The sequence below is a fragment of the Paracoccus endophyticus genome (assembly GCF_003286075.1).
Lineage (GTDB): Bacteria > Pseudomonadota > Alphaproteobacteria > Rhodobacterales > Rhodobacteraceae > Paracoccus > Paracoccus endophyticus.
On sequence record NZ_QLUV01000003.1, the window covers coordinates 175,372 to 199,612 of the forward strand.

Consider the following 24,241-nt stretch of genomic DNA (forward strand, 5'->3'; position numbering starts at 1 on the left):
GACCGCGGCCCGCCCTGACAGGCGGGCCGTTTTCAGGACCGGGTGCGCGCGTGCGCCGACGCGCCCTCAGCGCAGCGCGTCCCAGATCAGCTTCACCGACACGGCCAGCAGCGCCCAGGTGATGAACAGATAGAACGCCCGCTCGGGCAGGCGCCGGACCAGCCAGACCCCCGCGGCAACCCCGCTTGCCGCCACCGGAATCATCGCCGCGGCATGGCCCAGCGTGGCCGTGTTCAGCTGGCCCAGCGCGGCATAGGGGATCAGCTTCACCGCGTTCACCACCGCGAAATACACTGTCACCGTGCCCGCGTAGGTCTCCTTGCCCAGCCGCAGCGGCTGGACATAGATCTGATAGGGGGGCGCGCCGGAATGGCTGACAAAGCTGGTATAGCCCGCGACCAGCCCCCACAGCGTTCCGCGCCCCCAGCCGGCGGGCCTGCGCGGCGCATCCCCCGGATCGGGCCGCGCCAGGTTGAACACGGCAAAGGCCGCGCCGATCACGCCCACCAGCCCGCCGACGACCTGATCGTTCACAAGGCTGGCGGTCGCCCAGCCCAGGGCGATGCCCACGACCGACCCCGGCAGCAGGCAGGCCAGCACCCGCCGGTCCACATGGCGCCGATAGGCGATCAGGCCGAAGACGTCCGACACGACATAGACCGGCAGCAGCACCGCCGCGGCCTGCACCGGGGACATGCCCAGCGACAGGATCGGGACCGACAGCATCCCGATCATCGACAGCCCGCCCTTGGCCAGGCCCACCAGCGCCGAGGCGACGGCCAGCAACGTCCACACCTGCCAATCCATCGTCCCGCCCCCGTCCCGCGCCATTTTTACGCGTTCACCCGCGCCGGACCGCACCCAACTGCCTTGCGCGACCGGGGGCAAGGGTCTAGTCCGGCCCGGATTCATCAGCCAAACGGAGGACTCCATGACCCGTCCCAAGATCGCCCTCATCGGCGCCGGCCAGATCGGCGGCACGCTGGCGCATCTCGCCGCCATCAAGGAACTCGGCGATGTCGTGCTGTTCGACATTTCCGAGGGCACGCCCCAGGGCAAGGCGCTGGACATCGCGGAATCGGGTCCGTCCGAAGGCTTCGACGGCAGCTTCAAGGGCACGAACGACTATGCCGACATCGCGGGCGCCGACGTCTGCATCGTGACGGCCGGCGTTCCGCGCAAGCCGGGGATGAGCCGCGACGACCTGCTGGGCATCAACCTCAAGGTCATGAAGTCGGTGGGCGAGGGCATCAAGGCGCACGCGCCCGACGCCTTTGTCATCTGCATCACCAACCCGCTGGACGCGATGGTCTGGGCGCTGCGCGAGTTTTCCGGCCTGCCGCATGAAAAGGTCGTGGGGATGGCCGGCGTGCTGGACAGCGCGCGCTTCCGCCATTTCCTGGCCGAGGAGTTCGGCGTGTCCATGCGCGACGTGACTGCCTTTGTCCTCGGAGGGCATGGCGACACGATGGTGCCGCTGGTGCGCTATTCCACGGTCGCCGGCATCCCGCTGCCCGACCTGGTCAAGATGGGCTGGACGACGCAGGACAGGCTCGACCAGATCGTCCAGCGCACACGCGACGGCGGCGCGGAAATCGTGGCGCTGCTGAAGACCGGATCGGCCTTCTACGCGCCCGCGACCAGCGCCATCGAGATGGCGGAAGCGTTCCTGAAGGACCAGAAGCGCGTCCTCCCCTGCGCGGCCTATGTGCAGGGGGCCTATGGCCTTGACGGCATGTACGTCGGCGTGCCGACCGTGATCGGCGCCGGCGGCATCGAGAAGGTCATCGAGATCCAGATGGACAACGCCGAGCAGGCCATGATGCAGAAGTCGGTCGATGCGGTGAAGGGTCTGGTCGAGGCCTGCAAGGGCATCGACAACTCGCTGGCGTAAGCGGCGAAACGGACCGAACGGGGGCGGGCCGGTGTGCCCGCCCTTTTTCATGCACAGCCGCAAACGACCCCGGCGGATTGTGCTTGTGATCACGGCTTGAAAGCGTGTGATCACAAGCGGCGGTATTTCCCCGCACCCCCTGCTGCCTGTGACGGATTCCTTTGCTTTCCAACCGATCTGTGGCAAACCGCCCGCGAGTTTTCCTGCGAGGTCGACGATGAACATCCACGAATACCAGGCCAAGGCCCTGCTGAAGCAGTATGGCGCGCCCGTGTCGGACGGCCGCATCGTGCTGAAGGCCGACGAGGCCAAGCGCGCGGCATCGGAACTGGACGGCCCGCTGTGGGTGGTCAAATCCCAGATCCACGCCGGCGGGCGCGGCAAGGGCAAGTTCAAGGAACCCGAGGCGGGTGACAAGGGCGGCGTGCGCCTGGCCAAGTCCACGACCGAGGCCGAAGAACTGGCCCGCCAGATGCTGGGCCGGACGCTCGTCACCCACCAGACCGGCCCGGCCGGCAAGCAGGTCAACCGCATCTACATCGAGGACGGCAGCGACATCGCGCGCGAGCTGTATCTGGCGCTGCTGGTGGACCGCTCGACCTCTCGTGTCAGCTTCGTCGCCTCGACCGAGGGCGGCATGGACATCGAGGAGGTGGCCCACAACACCCCCGAGAAGATCGTCAGCTTCAGCGTCGATCCGGCGTCCGGCCTGTCGGACTGGCATGGCCGCCGCGTGGCCTTTGCGCTGGGCCTGGAAGGCAACCAGATCAAGCAGTGCGTCGCGCTGATCCGCAACCTGTATCGCATGTTCATCGAAAAGGACATGGAGATGCTGGAGATCAACCCCCTGATCGTGACGACCGACGGCAACCTGAAATGCCTCGACGCCAAGATGGGCTTCGACAACAACGCGCTGTACCGCCAGCCCGACATCATGGCGCTGCGCGACGAGACCGAGGAAGACCCCAAGGAGCTGGCCGCGTCCAAGTTCGACCTGAACTACATCGCGCTGGACGGCGAGATCGGCTGCATGGTGAACGGCGCGGGCCTGGCGATGGCCACGATGGACATCATCAAGCTGTTCGGCGCCGAACCCGCGAACTTCCTGGACGTGGGCGGCGGCGCCACCAAGGAGAAGGTGACCGAAGCCTTCAAGATCATCACGTCCGACCCGAACGTGAAGGGCATCCTGGTCAACATCTTCGGCGGCATCATGCGCTGCGACATCATCGCCGAGGGCATCATCGCCGCGGTGAAGGAGGTCGGCCTGCAGGTCCCGCTGGTCGTGCGGCTGGAAGGCACGAACGTCGAGAAGGGCAAGGAGATCATCTCGCAGTCCGGCCTGAACGTGATTTCGGCGGATGACCTGTCGGATGCCGCGCAGAAGATCGTGAAGGCCGTCAAGGGCTGATGATGTCCACTTGGCGCACCACCTTAACGACAGGCGCGATACGAAACCGGAACATTAAGGTTTCCGACGCGCCCTTCGATTTCACGCGATTCACGGGCGGAACTAATGAGGCTCAGGCACCGAAAGCTCGTTTGCGAGTCGTGTTTGAACCGAAGCCTACTGCGGAAATGTGGATCTACGGTGACAAAGGTTTGCTCACCTCCGACGGCAGAAACGAAGTTATTAATGCTTTCTTTGCCGCCAACGGAATCACTGACTCCGCTCCGGTTACAATCGAGCTGAGCCAAACAGGCCCCGCTGAAGTCAGGATCAGGAAAGTCTAGAATGGCCATTCTCGTCGACAAGACCACCAAAGTCATCTGCCAGGGCATCACCGGCTCTCAGGGCACCTTCCACACCGAACAGGCGATTGCCTATGGCACGCAGATGGTCGGCGGCGTGACGCCCGGCAAGGGCGGCACCACGCACCTGGACCTGCCCGTCTTCAACTCGGTCCACGAGGCCGTGGAGAAGACCGGCGCCAATGCCAGCGTGATCTATGTGCCGCCGCCCTTCGCCGCCGACTCGATCCTCGAGGCGATCGACGCCGAGATCCCGCTGATCGTCTGCATCACCGAAGGCATTCCGGTGCTGGACATGATGAAGGTCAAGCGCGCCCTGCAGGGGTCGCAATCGCGCCTGATCGGGCCGAACTGCCCCGGCGTGATGACGCCCGACGAATGCAAGATCGGGATCATGCCCGGGTCCATCTTCCGCCGCGGGTCGGTGGGCGTGGTGTCGCGGTCGGGCACGCTGACCTACGAGGCGGTCAAGCAGACCTCGGACGTGGGCCTGGGCCAGTCGTCCGCCATCGGCATCGGCGGCGACCCGATCAAGGGCAGCGAGCACATCGACATCCTCGAGATGTTCCTGGCGGACCCGGAAACGGAATCGATCATCATGATCGGCGAGATCGGCGGCTCGGCCGAGGAGGACGCGGCGCAGTTTCTGGCCGACGAGAAGAAGGCGGGCCGCTGGAAGCCGACCGCAGGCTTCATCGCCGGGCGCACCGCCCCCCCCGGCCGCCGCATGGGCCACGCCGGGGCGATCGTCTCGGGCGGCAAGGGCGACGCCGAGTCGAAGATCGAGGCGATGAAGGCCGCCGGGATCATCGTGGCCGACAGCCCCGCCGGTCTGGGAGAGGCCGTTCTGAAGGCATTGGGCCGGGCCTGATCGGCATCCGGCTGGGGGGACGGGACGTTGACGGCAACGCTGGACTGGGGCCTGTGCATCGCCACGCTGAACCGCGGCGACGTGCTGGTGCGGGCGGTGGGCCTGGCGCTGTCGCAGACCCGCCCCCCCGCCGAAGTGGTCATCGCGGACGCCAGCACCGACTGGCAGGCCACGCGCGACCGCGTGGCCGCCGTGGTGGGCAACCGGGCGCGGCTGGTGTTCGAGCCGGCGGCGGCGCGCTCGCTGACGGTGCAGCGCAACCAGGCCATCCGGCTGGCCCGTGCCGACATCCTGTTCCTGTTCGACGACGATACGCTGATGTATCCCGATTGCGCGGACCGGATCATGGCGCGCTATGCCGCCCATCCGTCGGTCGTGGCCATTGCGGCCCATCATGTCCCCGATGCACCCGAGGACAGCGCAGAGGGGCTTGACCGCAAGTCGGTCAGCCCCGCCGCCGCTGGCCGGATCGCGACCGGCGGCGGCGCGGTGGCGCGTGTCCTGCGCCGGCAGTTGCTGCTGACCGATGCCGACTGCCGCTTCGTGGGCTATGACGGCGCCGATCGCCGCTGGCATTCGGCGCACTCCCCGCAGCCGCCACGGCACTGCCACCCCATCGACTTCATCAACGGGTTCGCCCTGACGGTCCGGCGCGCCGCCGTGCTGCGCGAGCCGTTCGACGAGGGGCTGGTCGGCCCCTCGATCGCCGAGGACCTGGATGCCAGCTATCGGCTGGGCCGCCTGGGCGCGCTGTGGCGCGCCTCGGACGCGCATTGCCACCATCTCGAGGCGGCGGGCGCCCGTAGTGGCCGGCGAGTGAATTCCGCGCTGGCGCAGATGAACGTGGCCTATTTCGTGCGCCGCCATTCGGCGCGACCGACGCGGGACCTGGCGCGCCTGACACTGTGGTCGGGCCGAATGACGGTGGCCGACCTGGCCAAGGACCTGGCGGGACGGCGCTGGACGCTGCCCCGGTTTCGCGGATCGGTGCTGGCGCTGACCTGGTTGCCGCGGATCTGGGCCGCGCCCCGCGGGGCGCTGGTGCCGTGGTATCAGACCGTCCAGCGCCGCATCATGGCGGGGGCGCGATGATGCGGGGGCCGTCCGGGTCCTTCCTCGCGTCCGGGGGCCATGCGCTGCGACGCGCCTGCCGCCGCGCCTGTGTCCGGCCGGCCCGACTGCCAACGCTCATGTCAGTGGACAGCGCCGCGCGCGGTCCTAGACTGGGCCGGATGCCCCGGGCGGCAGCAGGCGTGAGCCGCACCCTGCCCGATCCTTGGCGGCTTGCCGCTGGCCCCCTGGCCATGCGGCGCGTCGTCCTGACAATATCAGACTTTCCTCGCGATCAAGAGGCGACCCCATGAACGACCAATCCCCGAATACCGCCTTCCACGACAGCTCGTTCCTGCAAGGCGCGAACGCGGCCTATGTGGAACAGCTGTATGGCCAGTGGGCCAACGACCCCGCCGCGGTGGACGCGGCCTGGGACGAGTTCTTCCGGGGCCTGGGCGACGCCGAGGCCACCGTGACGCGCGAGGCCAAGGGCGCCAGCTGGGCACGGCCCGACTGGCCGCCGATGCCGTCGGACGAGAACACCGCCGCGCTGACCGGCGAATGGCCGCGGGCAACCGAGGCCGAGGCGAAGTCCGCGATCAAGAAGATCACCGCCAAGGCCGACGAAAAGGGCGTGGCGCTGTCGGACGACCAGCTGCGCCGCGCCGTGCTGGACAGCGTGCGCGCGATCATGCTGATCCGCGCCTATCGCATCCGGGGCCACCTGCACGCCGACCTGGACCCGCTGGGGATGCGCGAGATGCCGCCCTTGGGCGAGCTTGACCCCGCGACCTACGGGTTCACCGCGTCCGACATGGACCGGCCGATCTTCATCGACAACGTTCTGGGCCTGCAGGTCGCCTCGATCCGGCAGATCGTGGACCTGATGAACCGCACCTATTGCGGCACCTTTGCGCTGCAGTTCATGCACATCTCGGACCCCGAGCAGGCCGCGTGGCTGAAGGAGCGCATCGAGGGCTACGGCAAGGAGATCGCCTTCACCCGCGAAGGGCGCCGCGCGATCCTGAACAAGCTGGTCGAGGCCGAGGGCTTCGAGAAGTTCCTGCACGTCAAGTACATGGGCACCAAGCGCTTCGGCCTTGACGGGGGCGAGGCCCTGATCCCGGCGATGGAGCAGATCATCAAGCGCGGCGGCGCGCTGGGCGCCAAGGAGGTGGTGGTCGGCATGCCGCACCGGGGTCGCCTGTCGGTGCTGGCCAACGTCATGGGCAAGCCCTACCGCGCGATCTTTCACGAATTCCAGGGCGGCAGCTACAAGCCCGAGGACGTGGACGGATCGGGCGACGTGAAATACCACCTCGGCGCGTCGAGCGACCGGACCTTCGACGACAATGTCGTCCATCTGTCGCTGACCGCGAACCCCAGCCACCTGGAGGCGGTGAACCCCGTCGTGCTGGGCAAGGTCCGCGCCAAGCAGGACCAGTATTCCGACACGAACACCCGCACCTCGGTCATCCCGATCCTGCTGCACGGCGATGCGGCCTTCGCGGGCCAGGGCGTGGTGGCGGAATGCCTGCAGCTGTCGGGGATCCGCGGCCACCGCACGGGCGGCACGATCCATATCATCGTCAACAACCAGATCGGCTTTACCACGGCGCCGCATTTCAGCCGCACCTCGCCCTATCCGACCGACATCGCGCTGATGGTCGAGGCACCGATCTTCCACGTGAACGGCGACGACCCCGAGGCGGTGGTCCATGCCGCCAAGGTCGCCACCGAGTTCCGGCAGAAGTTCCACAAGGACGTGGTCATCGACATCTTCTGCTATCGCCGCTTCGGTCACAACGAAGGCGACGAGCCGATGTTCACCAACCCGGCGATGTACAAGCAGATCAAGGGTCATAAGACGACCCTGCAGCTGTACACCGAGCGGCTGGTCCGCGACGGCCTGATCCCCGAGGGCGAGATCGAGGACATGAAGGCCGCCTTCCAGGCGCATCTCAACGAGGAGTTCGAGGTCGGCAAGAACTTCAAGCCGAACAAGGCCGACTGGCTGGACGGCAAGTGGTCGGGACTGGGGACCGAGGGGGACGACTATGTCCCCGGCAACACCGCGATCACCCCCGACACCCTGTCCGAGATCGGCGAGGCGCTGACCCGCGCCCCCGAGCAGTTCGACATGCACAAGACCGTCACCCGCCTGCTGGACGCCAAGCGCCAGATGTTCGCCACCGGCGAGGGCTTTGACTGGGCCACGGCCGAGGCGCTGTCCTTCGGCAGCCTGCTGATCGAGGGCCATCCGGTCCGCCTGTCGGGCCAGGACAGCACGCGCGGCACCTTCAGCCAGCGCCATTCGGCCTTCATCGACCAGACGACCGAAGAGCGGCATTATCCCCTGAACCACATCCGGGGCGGGCAGGCGCGCTACGAGGTCATCGACTCGATGCTGTCGGAATACGCGGTGCTGGGCTTCGAATACGGCTATTCGCTGGCCGAGCCGAACGCCCTGACCCTGTGGGAGGCGCAGTTCGGCGACTTTGCCAACGGCGCGCAGATCATGTTCGACCAGTTCATCTCGTCGGGCGAAAAGAAATGGCTGCGGATGTCGGGGCTGGTGATGCTGCTGCCCCACGGCTACGAGGGCCAGGGGCCGGAGCATTCGTCCGGGCGTCTGGAACGCTTCCTGCAGATGTGCGCCGAGGACAACTGGATCGTCGCCAACCTGACGACGCCGGCCAACTATTTCCATATCCTGCGCCGCCAGATCCACCGCGGCTTCCGCAAGCCGCTGGTGCTGATGACGCCGAAATCCCTGCTGCGCCATCCGCTGGCGGTCAGTTCGGCTGACGAGTTCACCACCGGCTCGACCTTCCACCGGGTGCTGGAGGACGATGCCGCACGCGGCAAGTCGGACTTCAGCCTGGCCCCGGACGCCGAGATCAGGCGCGTCGTGATCTGCTCGGGCAAGGTCTATTACGACCTGCTGGCCGCGCGGAACCAGGCCGGGCTGAGCGACACCTATCTGCTGCGGCTGGAACAGTTCTATCCGTTCCCCGCGCAGTCGCTGTCCAAGGAGCTGGAACGCTTCAAGACGGCCGAGATCGTGTGGTGCCAGGAGGAGCCCAAGAACCAGGGCGCCTGGTCCTTCGTCGAGCCGAACCTGGAGTGGGTCCTGCACCGGGTCGGCGCGACGCATGGCCGGGCCCTCTACGCGGGGCGCGCGGCGCAGGCCTCGGTGGCGACGGGCCTGGCCAGTCGCCACAAGAAGGAACAAGAGGCGCTGGTCGCCGACGCCCTGAAGATCGGAGCCTGACATGACCACCGAAGTGCGCGTGCCCACACTGGGCGAAAGCGTCAGCGAGGCGACGGTCGCCACCTGGTTCAAGAAGCCCGGCGACGCCGTCGCCGTGGACGAGATGCTGTGCGAGCTGGAAACCGACAAGGTGACGGTCGAGGTGCCCTCGCCCGCCGCCGGCGTCCTGGCCGAGATCGTCGCCGCCGAGGGCGAGACGGTCAGCCCCAACGCGCTGCTGGCGCAGATCGACAACGCCGCGCAGGCCGCCGCGCCTGCCCGGACCACCACCCAAGGCCAGCCGGCCGCAGACAGGAATCAGCCGAAGATGACCGGAAAATCCGTCGATGTGATGGTGCCCACGCTGGGCGAAAGCGTGACCGAAGCGACGGTTGCCACCTGGTTCAAGAAGCCCGGCGACGCCGTCGCCCTGGACGAGATGCTGTGCGAACTGGAAACCGACAAGGTCTCGGTCGAGGTGCCCAGCCCGGCCGCCGGGGTGCTGGCCGAGATCCTTGCGCCCGAAGGCACGACCGTTGACGCCAAGGCGCGGCTGGCCGTCGTCACCGAGGGCGCCGCGGCCGGTGCGCCGGGCGAGGGCGCCGAAGCCCTGCCCGTCGGCTCTGCCTCGGGCGGCGAGGACGGGGTCACGGCGGGCGACGTCGGATCGCCGGGCGCCGGTCCCGAACAGATGATCCCGCGCGGCGACGTCGAGGACGCGCCGTCGGCGAAAAAGGCCATGGCCGAGGCCGGGATCGGCCGCGACCAGGTCGAAGGCACCGGCAAGGGCGGCCGCGTGATGAAGGAGGACGTGGCCCGCGCCGCGCAGGCGCCCCGCGCGCCGCAGCCGTCCTCGGCCCCCGCGCCCGCCCAGGCCCCCCGCGCGCCGTCCAGCGCCGACGACGCGGCCCGCGAGGAGCGCGTCAAGATGACCCGCCTGCGCGCCACCATCGCCCGCCGCCTCAAGGACGCGCAGAACACCGCCGCGATGCTGACCACCTACAACGAGGTGGACATGTCGGGCATCATGGACCTGCGCAACGACTACAAGGATGCCTTCGAAAAGAAGCACAAGGTCAAGCTGGGCTTCATGTCCTTCTTCGTGAAGGCCTGTTCCCACGCTCTGAAGGAAGTGCCCGAGGTCAATGCCGAGATCGACGGCGGCGACGTCGTCTACAAGCGCTTCGTCCACATGGGCGTGGCGGTGGGCACCCCCAGCGGCCTGGTCGTCCCGGTCGTGCGCGACGCCGACCAGAAGTCGTTCGCCCAGATCGAGAAGGAGATCGCCGAACTGGGCGCGCGCGCCCGCGACGGCAAGCTGACCATGGCCGACATGCAGGGCGGCACGTTCACCATCTCGAACGGGGGCGTCTACGGCTCGCTGATGTCCAGCCCGATCCTGAACCCGCCGCAGTCGGGCATCCTGGGGATGCACAAGATCCAGGACCGTCCCGTGGTGGTCAAGGGCCAGATCGTGATCCGCCCGATGATGTACCTGGCGCTCAGCTATGACCACCGGATCGTGGACGGCAAGGGCGCGGTGACGTTCCTGGTGCGGGTCAAGGATGCGCTCGAGGACCCGCGCCGGCTGCTGATGGATCTGTGACGGCGGTCCGTTCGTTGACGCTGCATTGACCATTCCAGCAAGGATCTGCCCATGACCACCCAACTTCTCGCCCGCTACGACATCGGCGACTATGACGCCTGGAAATCGATCTTCGACGCCGACGCCGAAGATCGGGGCAACGCCTCGCTGTCGGTGCTGCAGATCTGGCGTGAAGGCGGCAACCGGGCGTGGGTGCTGTATCAGGTGGCAAACGCGGCACGCGCCCGCGACTTCATGGGCCAGGGCTCGCATGTCTTCGAAAGCCGGGCCGGCGTCTCGCGGACCGAATTCCACATGCTGGAAACCGCATGAGCCTGCCGCCCTCGCCCGAACTGACCGTGCTGGGTCTGGCGGCGCTGCTGCAGGCCGTCCAGATCGGCCTGGCGGGCTGGGCGGTGAACCGCGACGCGGGTCCGGCGTGGAACGCCGGGCCGCGCGACCAGGACGCGCCGCTGTCGCCCCTGAGCGGGCGGCTGCGGCGTGCGGTGGACAATCATTTCCAGGGTCTGGCGTTTTTCACCATTGCCGTGGTGCTGGTCCAGCTGACCCAATCGAACGGCGGGCTGACCGCCGCCTGCGCCTGGGTCTATCTGGCGGCGCGCGTGCTGTATGTTCCGGCCTATGCACTGGGCTGGTCGCCCTGGCGCTCGGCCATCTGGGGCGTGGGGTTCCTGGCCACGATGGCCATGATCCTGACGGCCCTGGCCTGAGGCGTCGGGCGGTTGCAAACATCCCGCGGGGTCATCAGGGGGCGCCACGCCCCGGCCTGCGGCAGAGGAAAGGACGACGTGAATGTATGACCTGATCGTGATCGGCGCCGGACCCGGCGGCTATGTCTGCGCCATCCGTGCCGCGCAGCTTGGCCTGAAGGTGGCCTGCGTCGAAGGGCGCGAGACGCTGGGCGGCACCTGCCTGAACATCGGTTGCATTCCGTCCAAGGCCCTGCTGCATTCCAGCCACATGGCTCACGAGATGCACGAGAACTTTGCCACGCTGGGCCTGATGAACGCCCATGCGGACATCGACTGGGGCCGCATGCAGGCCTACAAGGACGAGACGGTCGCCGCCAACACCAAGGGCATCGAGTTCCTGTTCAAGAAGAACAAGATCGACTGGCTGAAGGGCTGGGCCGAGATCCCGGCGCCCGGCACGGTCAAGGTCGGCGACCAGACCCACGAGGCGAAGGCCATCGTCATCGCCTCGGGCTCGGTCGCTTCGCCACTGAGGGGCGTGACGGTCGACAACGACGCGGGCGTGGTCGTCGATTCGACCGGCGCGCTGGCGCTGAAGAAGATCCCCGACACCATGGTCGTGATCGGTGCGGGCGTCATCGGGCTCGAGCTCGGCTCGGTCTATAACCGGCTGGGAACCAAGGTCACGGTGGTCGAGTATCTGGATACCATTACCCCCGGCATGGACGCCGAGGTGCAAAAGCAGTTCCAGCGCATCCTGGCCAAGCAGGGCCTGACCTTCGTCCTTGGGGCGGCCGTGTCGGGGGTCGAGGCGAGTGACGCCGGGGCGACCGTCACCTATGCCCCCAAGAAGGGCGGCGACGCCAAGACGATCGAGGCCGAGGTCGTGCTGGTCGCGACCGGGCGCCGTCCCCGGCACGACGGTCTGGGCCTGGAGGCGCTGGGCGTGACGATGACCGACCGCGGCGAGATCGCCATCGACGCCCATTTCGCCACCAGCGTCCCCGGCCTTTACGCCATCGGCGATGCGGTGCCCGGTCCGATGCTGGCCCACAAGGCCGAGGACGAGGGCATGGCCGTGGCCGAGGTCATCGCCGGCAAGCATGGGCACGTGAACTATGACGTGATCCCCGGCGTCATCTACACCACCCCCGAGGTGGCCAGCGTCGGCCTGACGGAAGAGGCCGCGAAGGCCAGCGGCCGCAAGATCAAGGTCGGCAAGTTCCCCCTGATGGGCAACGCGCGGGCCAAGGCGATGCTGCACGCCGAGGGCTTCGTGAAGGTGATCGCGGACGCCGAGACCGACCGCATCCTGGGCGCGCATATCATTGCCCCCGGCGCGGGCGAGATGATCCACGAGATCTGCGTCGCGATGGAGTTCGGCGCAGCCGCGCAGGACGTGGCCCTGACCTGCCACGCCCACCCGACCATCAGCGAGGCGGTGCGCGAGGCCGCGCTGGCCTGCGGCGACGGCGCGATCCACGTCTGACGGGATCCGCACGAACGGGCGGACCTTTGAGAAGTTCAGCGGCCGGGGGGTATCCGATCCCCCCGTTCCGGCCCCGGGCGGTTCATCTGGTTCCGCAGGCGTTCCCTTGACGGTCATCCCTGCCGGCGGGATTCCGCCGAAGCACCCTGCGCGGGGCGAAGGTTTGCTTATTACCCGTTCCGCGTGCGTCGGCCTGCGCTATCGTGCTGGCAATCTCAACGACACGACCCGAGGCAGTGATGACCCCCACCTTTCCGCGGCTGGCCGCGCTGGCCCTGACCGCGTCGCTGGCCGCCTGCGGCGGAAACCAGATCGACCATGACAACCGGATGTACCTGGCGCAGCCGCGCGTCACACAGGCGGACCTGCACCCCAACGAAACCCCCGAACTGCGCGCGCTGATCCGGAAATATTCGGCCCAGTACGACGTGCCGGAATCGCTGGTCCATCGCGTCGTGATCCGCGAAAGCCGCCACCGCCCGGGCGCGCGCAACGGTCCGTATTATGGCCTGATGCAGATGCTGCCCGCGACCGCGCGCGGCATGGGCTACAAGGGTTCGCCCTCGGGGCTGCTGGATGCGGACACCAACCTGAAATACGGCGTCAAGTACCTGCGGGGGGCCTATCTTGTGGCCGACGGGAACCCAGACGCGGCGGTGAAATGGTATGCACGCGGCTATTACTACGAGGCCAAGCGCAAGGGCCTGCTGGAAGAAACCGGCCTGCGCTGACGGCCCTCGTTCACCGGGGCCGGGCCCCGGCCGCCGCCAGCCAGTCAGACACCGCCTGCCGTCCGGCGCCGGGGACGGGCTGTTCGGGCGGTCGGTGTTCAGGCGGGCCGGTTATAGCGGATGAAGGGCGACTTCACGCCAACCCGGTCGTACAGCATCCGGCCGGGATAGTTGTCCTCAGCCGTCAGCCAATAGACGGACGGCACGCCGGCCGCATCGGCGGCGGCATAGACCGCGGCGATCAGAGCGCGGCCTGCCCCCTGCCCGCGCGCCGCCGGCGCGGTGAACAGGTCCTGAAGATAGCAGACGCCCTCGGGCCGCCACAGGTTGGGATGAAAGACGTAATGCGCAAGGCCGACGGGCACGCCGCCCGCCTCGGCCAGCAGGCCGCGGAAATCCTGCGGGTCTGCGCCCGTCAGCCGCGCGAATGCCGCGTCATAGAACCCGTCGGGTCGGTGGTGAAACCCGTAGAACGCCTGATAGCCGCGATACAGTGCCTGCCAGCCCGTGCGATCCGCCGTCGCAAGCGGGCGCACCGTCAGACCCGCGCTCATCGGGTGCGCCCCTGCATCGCCGGGCGGGACGCGGCCATCCGCTCAGCGCGCCTGGCGGCGGGCCATGAACGCCAGCCGTTCGAACAGGGCCACGTCCTGTTCGTTCTTGACCAGCGCGCCGTGCAGCTTGGGCAGCATCTCGCCCGCCGGACGCTTCAGGTCCTCGGGGGACAGGTCCTCGGCCAGGATCAGCTTGAGCCAGTCCAGCAATTCGCTGGTCGAGGGCTTCTTCTTCAGCCCCGGCGCCTCGCGCAACTCCAGGAACTGGGTCAGCGCCTCGTCCAGCAGCCGCGGCTTGAGGCCGGGGTAATGGACCGCGACGATCTGCTTCAGCGTCTCGGCGTCGGGAAAGCGGATATAGTGGAAGAAGCAGCGCCGCAGGAACGCGTCGGGCAGTTCCTTTTCGTTGTTCGAGGTGATGACGACCACGGGGCGGTGCCGCGCCACGACCGTCTCGCCGGTCTCGTAGACGTGGAACTCCATCCGGTCGAGTTCCTGCAGCAGGTCGTTGGGAAACTCGATGTCGGCCTTGTCGATCTCATCGATCAGCAGCACGACCTTGCCGGGCGCGTCGAAGGCCTGCCACAGCTTGCCGCGCCGGATATAGTTGGCGACGTCATGCACCCGCGCGTCGCCCAGCTGGCTGTCGCGCAGCCGGCTGACCGCGTCGTATTCGTACAGGCCCTGCTGGGCCTTGGTGGTGGACTTGACGTTCCACTCCAGGATCGGCAGGCCCAGCGAGGCGGCCACCTGCCGGGCCAGCTCGGTCTTGCCGGTGCCCGGCTCGCCCTTGACCAGCAAGGGGCGCTCCAGCGTCACGGCGGCGTTCACGGCCAGCGCCAGATCGGGGGGCGCGACATAGCGGTCGGTCGAACGGAACTGCATCGGGCATCCTTTCCAGCGTCGCGCCGACCCTAGTGCCCGTCCGCGGCAGCCGCAAGTTTGTGACCATGCCGTCCGGCGCCGGCACTTCCCTTTCGTGCCCTCATCCTTTATGCGGACGCCCGAGGAGCCGGATCGCCCTGCCCGGCCCGGCCGGAGGACCAATGAAGCGCCAGACCTTTCTGCCCGAAGACTATCGCCCGGCCGAAGACGAGCCCTTCATGAACGATCGCCAACTGGAGTATTTCCGCCGCAAGCTTGTGGCGTGGAAACAGGAATTGCTGGACCAGTCGGCCGAAACGCTGGAGGGGTTGCAGGACAGCGGCCGCAACGTCCCCGACATCGCCGACCGCGCGTCCGAGGAAACCGACCGCTCGATCGAACTGCGGACCCGCGACCGCCAGCGCAAGCTGGTCAGCAAGATCGACGCGGCGCTGCGGCGGATCGACACGGGCGAATACGGCTATTGCGAGATGACTGGCGAGCCGATCAGCCTGCGCCGCCTGGACGCCCGCCCCATTGCCACCATGACGCTGGAGGCGCAGGAGCGCCACGAACGGCGCGAGCGCGTCCACCGCGAGGATTAAGGATATGGCCGCGGCCGGTGCCCTTGCGGGTCGCGCCGTCACCATCGTGGGCGCGGGCATCGGCGGACTGACCGCGGCGCTGGCGCTGGCCCGGCGCGGCGCGGCCGTGACCGTTCTGGAACGCGCGGGCGCGCTGCGCGAGGTGGGCGCGGGCATCCAGGTCAGCCCCAACGCGGTGCGCGTCCTCGAGGCGCTGGACATCGGTCGCGATTTCACCGCCGTGTCGGTGCCTTCGCACGGGGTGACGCTGCGCGATGCGGCGGGTGCCCGTGTGCTGCACATGGATTTCGACCGCTGGCGTCCCGGCGCGGCCTTTCGCACCGTGCATCGGGCGCGGCTGATCGCGGTGCTGGACGACGCCGCGCGCGCCGCCGGGGCCACGATCCTGCTGGACACCCCGGTCGAGACATTGCCCGACGCCGGGCTGCTGATCGGCGCGGACGGGCTGCACAGCCGCGTGCGGGTCGCCCTGAACGGAACCGAGACGCCGTTCTTCACGGGGCAGGCCGCATGGCGGACGCTGGTGCCCCTGGAAGACGCCGCCAGCTTTGGCGCGCAGGTGTTCATGGGGCCCGGGCGGCACATGGTCAGCTATCCGCTGGCCTACGGGCTGCGCAACATCGTCGCGGTCGAGGAACGGGCCGCCTGGACGGCCGAGGACTGGTCCCGGCCCGACGACCCCGCCGCCCTGCGCGCCGCCTTCGCGGATTTCGGCGGGCCGGTTCCGGGCTGGCTTTCGCAGGTGACCGACTGTGCCGTCTGGGGGCTGCACCGCCACCGCGTTGCCCCGCGCTGGCACGACGACCGGCGCGCGATCCTGGGGGATGCGGCCCATCCGACGCTGCCCTTCCTGGCGCAAGGGGCCTGCATGGCGATCGAGGATGCCTGGGTGCTGGCCGCCTGCCTGGACGCCGACGCCGACCAGCCGCGGGCGCTGGCACGCTATCAGGCGCTGCGGCGCCCGCGCTGCGTCCGCATCGTCGAGGCGGCGAATGCCAATGCGCGCAACTATCACCTGTCCGGCCCGCGCCGCAGGGTGGGCCATACGGCGCTGCGGCTGGCAGACCGGCTGGCGCCGCGCGCCGTGTTCGAGCGGTTCGCCTGGGTTTACGACCACGACCCGACGGCGGTCGCCTGACGCCGCAGCCGTGAAGGCGGGTGGCTGGCCCCCTGCCCTGCGCGTGCCCGCCCGCCGGATTGGACTGGTTCTGCCGCAAACGGGACACGGCCCGGGGTCGTCGTCGCGCCCGGATGCCGGACCGGGCGTGCGCGACCTGCACGCCAACCGGCGGTCCTTTCCACGCCTGCCCCCGCCGTGCCGGATGCAGGGCCGCGGGCGGCCCCGCCGTCAGGCGGCGGCCTTTTCCACGGCGGCCACGATCCCGTCCACGACCTCGCGCAGCACGCCCTCGTCCTCGGCCTCGGCCATGACGCGGATCAGCGGCTCGGTCCCGGACTTGCGGATCAGCACGCGGCCCGACTGCGCCAGCCGCGCCTCGGCCGCCGCGATCTCGGCCCGGACCGGCGCGGTGGACAGGGGATCGGCGCCGGCGGCAAAGCGCACGTTCTTCAGCATCTGCGGGACGGGATCGAACTGGCGCACCAGGGTGCTGGCCCGCTCGCCGCTGTCGGCCAGGGCGGCCAGGAACTGCAACCCGGCGATCAGCCCGTCGCCGGTGGTGGCATAGTCGGTCATTACGATATGGCCCGACTGCTCGCCGCCCAGGTTGAACCCGCCGGCGCGCATCCGCTCCACCACATAGCGGTCGCCCACCGCGGTGCGCTCCAGCCGCAGGCCGCGGCGCGACAGGTGCCGTTCCAGCCCCAGGTTCGACATCACTGTCGCCACCAGCGCATCCCCGCGCAGCCGTCCCTGGTCGGCCCAGCGCCCCGCCAGCAGCGCCATGATCTGGTCGCCGTCCGCGACCGCGCCAGTCTCGTCCACGATCATCACGCGGTCGGCGTCCCCATCCAGGCTGATGCCCAGATGCGCGCCATGCTGGCGCACGGCCTCGGCACAGGCCTGCGGGTGGGTCGAGCCCACGCCGTCGTTGATGTTGAACCCGTCGGGCTTGACGCCCAGCGCGATGACCTCGGCCCCCAATTCCCACAGCACGTCGGGCGCGGCGCGATAGGCGGCGCCGTTGGCGCAGTCGATCACCACCTTCAGCCCGTCCAGCCGCTGGCCGGCGGGGAAGGTCGTCTTGGCATATTCGACATAGCGGCCGCGGCCGTCGTCGATCCGCCGGGCGCGACCGATCTGCCGGGGCGGGGCCAGGGGGATCTCGCCCTGCAGGATGACCTCGATCTCGGCCTCGGCCTCGTCCGACAGCTTGAAGCCGTCGGGGCCGAAGAACTTGATGCCGTTGTCCTCGGCCGGGTTGTGGCTGGCCGAGATCATGATCCCCACGCTGGCGCGCATGGACCGGGTCAGGAACCCCACCGCAGGCGTCGGCACCGGCCCCAGCAGCAGCACGTTCATCCCCGTGCTGGTCAGCCCGGCGGTCAGCGCGTTTTCCAGCATATAGCCCGACAGCCGCGTGTCCTTGCCGATCACCACGCGATGCCCGTTGCTGCCGTCGCAGCGGAAATAGCGCCCGGCGGCGGCGCCGAGCCGCAGCGCCAGTTCGGCCGTCATCGGGTGGGTGTTGGCCTGGCCGCGCACGCCGTCGGTGCCGAAAAGCTGTCGTGTCATGTCTGTGTCCCTTCGACGGCCTGCCACAGGGACAGGCCTTGTCTGATGCCGGCCGCGTCGTGGACGCGGTGAATCTGGATGCCTTGCGCGACCGCCGCCAGCGTCAGCGCCAGCGTACCGGGGTCGCGGTCGGCCGGGTTGTCCGCCCCGCCGATGGCGCCGACAAAGCCCTTGCGCGACACCCCCAGCAGGACCGGCACGCCCAGGCTGTGAAACAGCCCGATGCGGCGCAGGATCGCCAGGTTGTGCGCCTGCGTCTTGCCAAAGCCGATGCCGGGATCGACGACGATGCGCGCGCGCGGGATGCCCGCCGCAACCGCGCGGGCGATGCGGTCGGCCAGCGCGTCATGGACGTCCAGCAGCACGTCGTCGTATCGCGGGTCGTCCTGCATCGTCTGCGGCACGCCCTGGGCGTGCATCAGGCAGAGGGCGGCCCCGCTTTCGGCCACCGTCGCGGCCATGTCGGGGTCAAAGTCCAGCCCCGACACGTCGTTGACCATCCCCGCCCCGGCGGCCAGCGCCGCACGCGCCACGGCAGCCTTGCGCGTGTCGACGGACAGGGCAAGCCCGGCCAGCGTTGCGATCACCGGGACGACGCGGGCGATCTCGTCGGCCACAGGCACCTCGGCCGCGCCGGGGCGGGTCGATTCGCCGCCGATGTCCAGCATGTCGGCCCCCGCCGCCAGCAGGCCGCGCCCATGCGCCGCCCCGTCGGCAGTCCAGCGGCCGCCGTCGGAAAAGCTGTCCGGCGTCACGTTGACGATCCCCATGACGCGGGGCCGGTCCATGGACAGGCCCAGGACGGGCGGGCGCGGGGCCGTCAGCGCGGCCAGCACATCATCGGGGGCGGCGTCGACGATTTCGGGCGCGCCGCCGCGGGTCAGGCGTTCCAGCCGCGAGAAACCGACCCAGCCGCCCGCCAGCCGCCAGCGGCCGCCGGCCGGGTCGGGGATGGGTCGCCAATAGGGTCGGGGGTGCTGCGTCGGGCTCATGGGGGATCAGGGCGCAGAGTGCTCACAAAGTACGCGGCTGGACAAGCTCAGCCCCCTGCGCGGGCCACGGTGCCGCGGAAATCCGCCAAGGGCGCAGGCAGGGGCACACCGTGCGGCAGGGCCAGGTCCAGCCGGGGGGCGCCCAGCCGCTGCGCGATCCAGAAGGCCAGCGCGACCGGGTCCGCCGGCAGGTCGGGAACGTCCGCGGCCATGCGCGCGGGCGCCCAGACAACGGCGCGCCTCTCGGTCGCGGCCCAGTCGATCTCGGTCCGGCTGTCGGCGACGGTCAGGCCCCGTTGCCCGGCCAGCGCCCAGGCCGCCTGGTCCAGCGCCAGCAGCGCAATGCGCCGCGCGTCGCCGCCCTGCGGCAGCGGCAGGCGCGGCGCATCGGGCACCACGACCACCGCCCCGGGCGGCAGCGCGGCGTCCGTCCCCAGAAACAGCACGGCGGGCGGCGCGCCGGACGGCAGGGGCGCCACCCGCGCGGCCCGGCGCACCAGCGTGACGCCCAGCGCACCCGGGACGCGGTCCAGCTTTTCGATGGTCACGGAAATCCGGGCCGCGCGCGGATGGCGCAGGACCTGGGCCGCGATCCGCTCGCCCAGCGTCTCGAGCAGGGCCACGCGCGCGTCGGCCAGCGCCGTCGAGACGGCCCCGGTCAGCACGTCATAGCTGAGGATGCGGTCCACCTGATCGTCCGCGGCCGACACCGGCTCGGCCAGATCGACCTCGATCGTAAAGCGCAGCCGCTGCGGCTGGCCGCGTTCGGTCTGGAACGCGCCGATGTCGGCGGTGACGACATGGTCACGCAGGTGGATGCGGTCGGGCTGGTCCATCGGATCTGATTAACCGGAAACGGCCTTGCCGCAAGGCGGTGCGCGAAACCGAACACGGGTGCGACAGAAAAGGGCGCAGGCGGTGTCCGCGCTGCGCCCGTCGATGTCGAAGGCCGGTGCCGGCCGCCCCCTCAGTTCGAGGCGACGCGCTGCCCGCCGCCGCGGCGATAGAAGATATGCGCGCCGATCCGGGTCGTGCGGGTAAACCGCTTGGACCATGACGGCCGGACCTGGGTGGTGTGGAAATACGTGGCGCCCCCGGTCAGGGTGCGGGGCGCGCCGGCCAGCGCCTCGGCCGCGATGCGGGCCGCGCGGGCGGCGGCGCTGCCGTCGCGCATCCGCAGGCTGCCGCCCTTGTAGCTGAACTGGCCACGCTGGTTGACCACGCCGCAGACGGACTTGGGAAAGCTGGGATGATCGACGCGGTTCAGGATCACCTCGGCCACGGCGCGCTGGCCCTTGACCGGCTCGCCCCGCGCCTCGAAGTACAGCGCCTCGGTCAGGCACTTCATGGAATCGCCGCCCTTCGACGACACCCGTGCCGGGTTCAGCGACGCCTCGGCCGCGGCAGGGGCAGAGGTCATGGACATCAGGGGCAGGGCGCACGCAACACACACACCGATGCGCACCAGCCGCGAGAGAAGCTTTTGCATAGAACAGTCCCGTATCGTTTCCCCAAGGCCGCAGTGGCAGCTGCCGGCCCGTGACGAACGGGGTGGGATGAACGGGCCTGTGATTCCAGCACACAGGGCCGTGAGGACGGGAACCCGGGCGAATCCGGCCCGTTCGGGCGGGTTCCCGCCGGAGGTGATCGGGCATTTGAGCGGATCTGTGCAAAAAGCCGCGGACTAGGACCCGGCCTTCAGGCCCTCGCACGCCTGCGCCGCGCGCAAGGCGCGAATCGATTCCTGAGCCCCGGCCAGCCGGGCGATGGGCACACGGAAAGGCGAGCAGCTGACATAGTCAACTCCTGCGTGCAAACAAAAGGCGATGGACTCGGGATTGCCACCATGTTCCCCGCAGACCGACAGGGTGATCCCCGGCTTGCGCGCCCGCGCCCGCTTGACGCCCGTCAGGATCAGCTCGCCCACGCCCTCCTGGTCCAGGATGTGGAACGGGTCCTCGGCATAGACCCCCTGGGCCACATAGCTGCCCATGAACCGGCCTGCGTCGTCGCGCGAAAGGCCATAGGTCATCTGGGTCAGGTCGTTCGTGCCGAACGACAGAAAGGCGCAGTGCTCGGCAATGTCACCCGCGCGCAGCGCGGCGCGCGGGGTCTCGACCATCACGCCCAGACGATAGTCGAAGCGGGTGCGGGTTTCCTGCCGGACCGAGGCGGCGACGCCCTCGATCTGGTGGCGGACCAGTTCGACCTCGCGCATGGCGCTGACCAGCGGGATCATGATCTCGGCCACCACCCCCTCGCCCTTGCGGCCGGCGGCGACGGCGGCCTCGAAGATGGCGCGGGCCTGCATCTCGTAGATTTCAGGGATCACGATGCCCAGCCGCACCCCCCGCATCCCCAGCATCGGGTTGAACTCGCTGAGCGCATCGACGCGGCGGACCACGTCGGACAGGGGCAGGTCCAGCGTCTCGGCCAGTTCGCGCATCCCCTCGCGGTCGTGGGGCAGGAACTCGTGCAGGGGCGGGTCGAACAGGCGGATCGTGACCGGCAGGCCGTCCATGATCTGGAACAGCGTCGTGAAATCGTCGCGCTGCATCGGCAGCAGGCGATCCAGCGCCAGCCGCCGATCCTCGGGCCGGTCGGCGAAGATCATCTCGCGCATGGCCGGCAGGCGCTTTTCGTCAAAGAACATGTGCTCGGTGCGGCACAGGCCGATGCCCTGGGCCGCGAACATCCGGGCGGTGCGCGCGTCCTCGGGCGTGTCGGCGTTGGCGCGCACGGCGATGGTGCAGGCCGCGTCGGCCCACTCCAGCAGCTGGTTGAAGGCGTCGTCCAGCGCCGGCTCCAGCATCGCCGCGGCCCCGGCCAGCACCTCGCCCGAGGTGCCGTCGATGGTGATCTCCTCGCCCTCGCGGAAGCTGCGGGCGCCGGCGGTCAGGGTTCGGGCGCGGGCGTCGATGCTGATGCCGGACGCCCCCACGATGCAGGGCAGGCCCAGGCCGCGCGCGATGACGGCGGCGTGGCTGGTCATGCCGCCGCGTTCGGTCAGCACCGCGACCGAGGCGTGCATGCCGCGGATGTCCTCGGGCACCGTCTCTCGGCGCACCAGCACGCAGGGCTCGCCCCGGGCTGCGGCGGCCTGCGCGGCGGCGGCGGTGAAGACGATGCGCCCGGTGGCCGCGCCGGGGCTGGCGGCCATGCCGCGCGTGATCAGGTCGCGCGGGGCACGCGGGTCGACCTGGTGGTGCAGCAGGTCCGACAGCGCGCGGGGCTGGACGCGCATCACCGCCTCGTCCGTGGGGATGATGCCGTCGCGGCCCAGCGCCACCGCGATCCGCACGGCGGCGCGCGACGATCGCTGCACCCGCGTCGCGTCGATGATCGACAGCTCGCTGTCGGCCACGACGAACTCGATCTGCATCTCTTCGCGCAGCCGCTCTCGCGCCGCCACGCCAAAGCGGACCAGATCCGCGAACACGCCGGGCGCGGTCTCCTCGAGCGAGGGGCCCCGGGGATCGCGGGTCAGATACAGCGTCACGGCATCGGCCAGCATCGCGCGCCCCTGGGTCTGGCCCTGGAACCGCCCCGTGATGCCGGGGGCGCCGGTCACGCTGTCGATGAACTGGATCGTGCCCGACCCGGTGACCCCCGGTCCCAGGGCCAGTGCCATGTCCTGCACCACCAGCCCCAGCGAGGCGTCGGCAGGTGCGCCCTTGGCCTGCCGCAGCAGCCGGGCGCTGGGCCCGTCCCACGCGCGCGCCATGGACCGCAGCACTTCGGCCAGCTGGCGGGCGGGGTCCTGGGGGAAATCCTCGTCCGTCTCGTCGCGGTAAGCCGCCAGCGCGTCGGCCAGTGTGGCGTCGGGTTCCGAGAACATGTCGGGGTCCAGGCGCGCCACATGGATGGCATAGGACTGCACGAACCCGCGATACAGCGCGTCTGCCGCGTCGACCCCCAGCCTTTGCGCCAGCCGCGCATGGCAGGCCGCGTTGATGCCCACGTTCAGGACCGTCCCCGGCCCGCCCCATTCCGGGTTCAGCGCCGAGGGCCGCACCCCGACCAGCCCGCCCGCTGCCGCGATCAGCCGGTCCAGATCGCCGCGTGCCAGCATCCGCCCCGACGCGATGCCGCGCACCGCCGCGGCCGAGATCGCAAAGCTGCGCGGCACCGGCAGGTCCATGCGGATCAGCCGTTGCAGGCACTTGGCGCGCCAGCCGTGATCGGCCGTCGTGACGGGGGCCGAGGGCGTGATCTCGATGACCGAAGAGGTGTCGCGGGGCTGGTCCATGATGGCCCCGACCCTAAGCGCCCGCACGCGCAGGCTGCAAGCGCGAACGCCGGCAGGCGGTCTGCCGCAGGGATGCGCCGGTGCGTCCTGTCAGGCCGCCAGGTCCACCCAGACCGGAACGTGGTCGCTGGGCTTTTCGCCCGCGCGCTGGTCGCGGTCCACGCCCGCGTCGCGCATCAGGTCGGCGGCCTGCGGCGACAGCAGGATGTGGTCGATGCGGATGCCGTTGTCGCGGTCCCAGGACTGGCGCTGGTAATCCCAGAAGGTGAACGGCCCGCGGGTCGCCTGCGGGGCGCGGATGCGGATCGCGTCGGTCCAGCCCTGGTGGACGACGCGGCGGAACGCGGCGCGGGTTTCGGGCAGGAACAGCGCGTCGTCCACCCAGTTCTCGGGGCGCGCGGCGTCGCGCGGTTCGGGGATGACGTTGTAGTCGCCCAGCATGACCGCCGGCGCCTCGGTCGCCAGCAGCGCCCCGGCGCGGTGGCGCAGCCGTTCCATCCACGCCAGCTTGTAGTCGTATTTCGGCCCCGGCGCGGGGTTGCCGTTGGGCAGATACAGGCCCGCGACCGTCACCATGCACCGCTCGCCCATTACGTCGGCCTCGATCCAGCGGGCCTGTTCGTCGCCGTCGTCCCCCGGCAGGCCGCGGCGCACATCCTCGACGGGCAGGCGCGACAGCACGGCCACGCCGTTCCAGCTTTTCTGGCCGTGGGTCCAGACCCGCCAGCCCAGGTCCTCGATCGCGTCCGACGGGAAGCCCTCGTCCACGCTCTTGATCTCTTGCAGGACGACGATGTCGGGCTGCGCCTCGGGCAGCCAGGCGGTCAGCTGGTGCAGCCGCGCCTTGATCCCGTTGACGTTGAAACTGGCGATCTTCATGGCCGCGACCCTAGCAGCCCGCACGCAAAGGGGGCAAGGCAGGGCGGCTGCGCGCCCGGACG

At 69.6% G+C, this 24,241-nt stretch carries 21 protein-coding genes; 12 read left to right on the plus strand and 9 right to left on the minus strand.

Annotated features, from left to right (window positions below; genetic code table 11):
* Positions 1 to 66 precede the first annotated feature (66 nt).
* A complete protein-coding gene (locus DPQ23_RS05820; protein WP_112873754.1) occupies positions 67 to 807 on the minus strand; it encodes a sulfite exporter TauE/SafE family protein in 741 nt (246 codons plus the stop codon).
* Positions 808 to 931: 124 nt separating this feature from the next.
* Between DPQ23_RS05820 and mdh the strand changes: the two genes are divergently transcribed.
* The 10 genes from mdh (at position 932) to DPQ23_RS05870 (ending at position 13,341) form a co-directional block, all read left to right on the plus strand.
* The gene (mdh, locus tag DPQ23_RS05825) at positions 932 to 1,894 is read left to right on the plus strand and encodes a malate dehydrogenase (protein ID WP_112873755.1); all 963 of its coding nucleotides are present in this window, start codon (positions 932 to 934) and stop codon (positions 1,892 to 1,894) included.
* Between the two features lie 217 nt (positions 1,895 to 2,111).
* Positions 2,112 to 3,305 carry an ADP-forming succinate--CoA ligase subunit beta gene (sucC, locus tag DPQ23_RS05830; protein WP_112873756.1) on the plus strand — a complete coding sequence of 398 codons (1,194 nt, stop codon included), beginning with the start codon at positions 2,112 to 2,114 and terminating at the stop codon, positions 3,303 to 3,305.
* Positions 3,306 to 3,629: 324 nt separating this feature from the next.
* Positions 3,630 to 4,517, plus strand: a complete 888-nt coding sequence (gene sucD, locus DPQ23_RS05835) for a succinate--CoA ligase subunit alpha (protein WP_112873757.1) — start codon at positions 3,630 to 3,632, stop codon at positions 4,515 to 4,517.
* 27 nt (positions 4,518 to 4,544) lie between these two features.
* Complete coding sequence (locus DPQ23_RS05840) at positions 4,545 to 5,609, plus strand: glycosyltransferase family 2 protein (protein ID WP_112873758.1); 1,065 nt, start codon at positions 4,545 to 4,547, stop codon at positions 5,607 to 5,609.
* Between the two features lie 268 nt (positions 5,610 to 5,877).
* Positions 5,878 to 8,844 (plus strand): 2-oxoglutarate dehydrogenase E1 component, encoded by a 2,967-nt coding sequence (locus tag DPQ23_RS05845; RefSeq protein WP_112873759.1) that lies wholly within the window; start codon positions 5,878 to 5,880, stop codon positions 8,842 to 8,844.
* Between the two features lies 1 nt (position 8,845).
* Positions 8,846 to 10,429, plus strand: coding sequence for a 2-oxoglutarate dehydrogenase complex dihydrolipoyllysine-residue succinyltransferase (gene odhB / locus DPQ23_RS05850; RefSeq protein ID WP_112873760.1), 1,584 nt, complete (start codon positions 8,846 to 8,848; stop codon positions 10,427 to 10,429).
* A gap of 51 nt (positions 10,430 to 10,480) precedes the next feature.
* Entirely contained in the window at positions 10,481 to 10,741 is a 261-nt protein-coding gene (locus tag DPQ23_RS05855; protein WP_112873761.1) for a hypothetical protein, read from the plus strand.
* On the plus strand, positions 10,738 to 11,139 hold the full coding sequence (locus tag DPQ23_RS05860) for an MAPEG family protein (protein ID WP_112873762.1): 402 nt from the start codon (positions 10,738 to 10,740) through the stop codon (positions 11,137 to 11,139). Before DPQ23_RS05855 ends, DPQ23_RS05860 begins: the two co-directional genes overlap by 4 nt.
* Positions 11,140 to 11,221: 82 nt before the next feature.
* The gene (gene lpdA, locus DPQ23_RS05865; protein ID WP_112873763.1) at positions 11,222 to 12,610 is read left to right on the plus strand and encodes a dihydrolipoyl dehydrogenase; all 1,389 of its coding nucleotides are present in this window, start codon (positions 11,222 to 11,224) and stop codon (positions 12,608 to 12,610) included.
* A gap of 239 nt (positions 12,611 to 12,849) precedes the next feature.
* Entirely contained in the window at positions 12,850 to 13,341 is a 492-nt protein-coding gene (locus DPQ23_RS05870; RefSeq protein ID WP_112873764.1) for a lytic transglycosylase domain-containing protein, read from the plus strand.
* A 98-nt stretch (positions 13,342 to 13,439) separates the two neighbouring features.
* On the opposite strand, the gene DPQ23_RS05875 is transcribed toward DPQ23_RS05870, so the two are convergent.
* Together DPQ23_RS05875 and DPQ23_RS05880 are read right to left on the minus strand one after the other, a co-directional pair.
* Entirely contained in the window at positions 13,440 to 13,895 is a 456-nt protein-coding gene (locus DPQ23_RS05875) for a GNAT family N-acetyltransferase (RefSeq protein WP_112873765.1), read from the minus strand.
* A gap of 42 nt (positions 13,896 to 13,937) precedes the next feature.
* Positions 13,938 to 14,780, minus strand: a complete 843-nt coding sequence (locus DPQ23_RS05880; RefSeq protein WP_112873766.1) for an AAA family ATPase — start codon at positions 14,778 to 14,780, stop codon at positions 13,938 to 13,940.
* 161 nt (positions 14,781 to 14,941) lie between these two features.
* On the opposite strand from DPQ23_RS05880, the gene dksA reads away from it, so the two are divergent.
* Together dksA and DPQ23_RS05890 are read left to right on the plus strand one after the other, a co-directional pair.
* Positions 14,942 to 15,364 (plus strand): RNA polymerase-binding protein DksA, encoded by a 423-nt coding sequence (gene dksA, locus DPQ23_RS05885; protein ID WP_112873767.1) that lies wholly within the window; start codon positions 14,942 to 14,944, stop codon positions 15,362 to 15,364.
* A 4-nt stretch (positions 15,365 to 15,368) separates the two neighbouring features.
* A complete protein-coding gene (locus tag DPQ23_RS05890) occupies positions 15,369 to 16,502 on the plus strand; it encodes an FAD-dependent monooxygenase (protein ID WP_112873768.1) in 1,134 nt (377 codons plus the stop codon).
* Between the two features lie 210 nt (positions 16,503 to 16,712).
* Here DPQ23_RS05890 and glmM read toward each other — a convergent pair whose 3' ends face one another.
* The 6 genes from glmM to xth form a co-directional block, all read right to left on the minus strand.
* Positions 16,713 to 18,059 (minus strand): phosphoglucosamine mutase, encoded by a 1,347-nt coding sequence (glmM, locus tag DPQ23_RS05895; protein ID WP_112873769.1) that lies wholly within the window; start codon positions 18,057 to 18,059, stop codon positions 16,713 to 16,715.
* Complete coding sequence (gene folP, locus DPQ23_RS05900; RefSeq protein ID WP_112873770.1) at positions 18,056 to 19,051, minus strand: dihydropteroate synthase; 996 nt, start codon at positions 19,049 to 19,051, stop codon at positions 18,056 to 18,058. Before folP ends, glmM begins: the two co-directional genes overlap by 4 nt.
* Positions 19,052 to 19,098: 47 nt before the next feature.
* Entirely contained in the window at positions 19,099 to 19,887 is a 789-nt protein-coding gene (locus DPQ23_RS05905) for a dihydroneopterin aldolase (protein WP_112873771.1), read from the minus strand.
* Positions 19,888 to 20,018: 131 nt separating this feature from the next.
* Positions 20,019 to 20,540: a cell wall hydrolase gene (locus DPQ23_RS05910; protein ID WP_112873772.1), complete on the minus strand. Its 522-nt coding sequence runs from the start codon at positions 20,538 to 20,540 to the stop codon at positions 20,019 to 20,021.
* Between the two features lie 195 nt (positions 20,541 to 20,735).
* Positions 20,736 to 23,300 carry a putative PEP-binding protein gene (locus tag DPQ23_RS05915; RefSeq protein ID WP_112873773.1) on the minus strand — a complete coding sequence of 855 codons (2,565 nt, stop codon included), beginning with the start codon at positions 23,298 to 23,300 and terminating at the stop codon, positions 20,736 to 20,738.
* A gap of 90 nt (positions 23,301 to 23,390) precedes the next feature.
* On the minus strand, positions 23,391 to 24,179 hold the full coding sequence (gene xth, locus DPQ23_RS05920; protein WP_112873774.1) for an exodeoxyribonuclease III: 789 nt from the start codon (positions 24,177 to 24,179) through the stop codon (positions 23,391 to 23,393).
* Positions 24,180 to 24,241 lie beyond the last annotated feature (62 nt).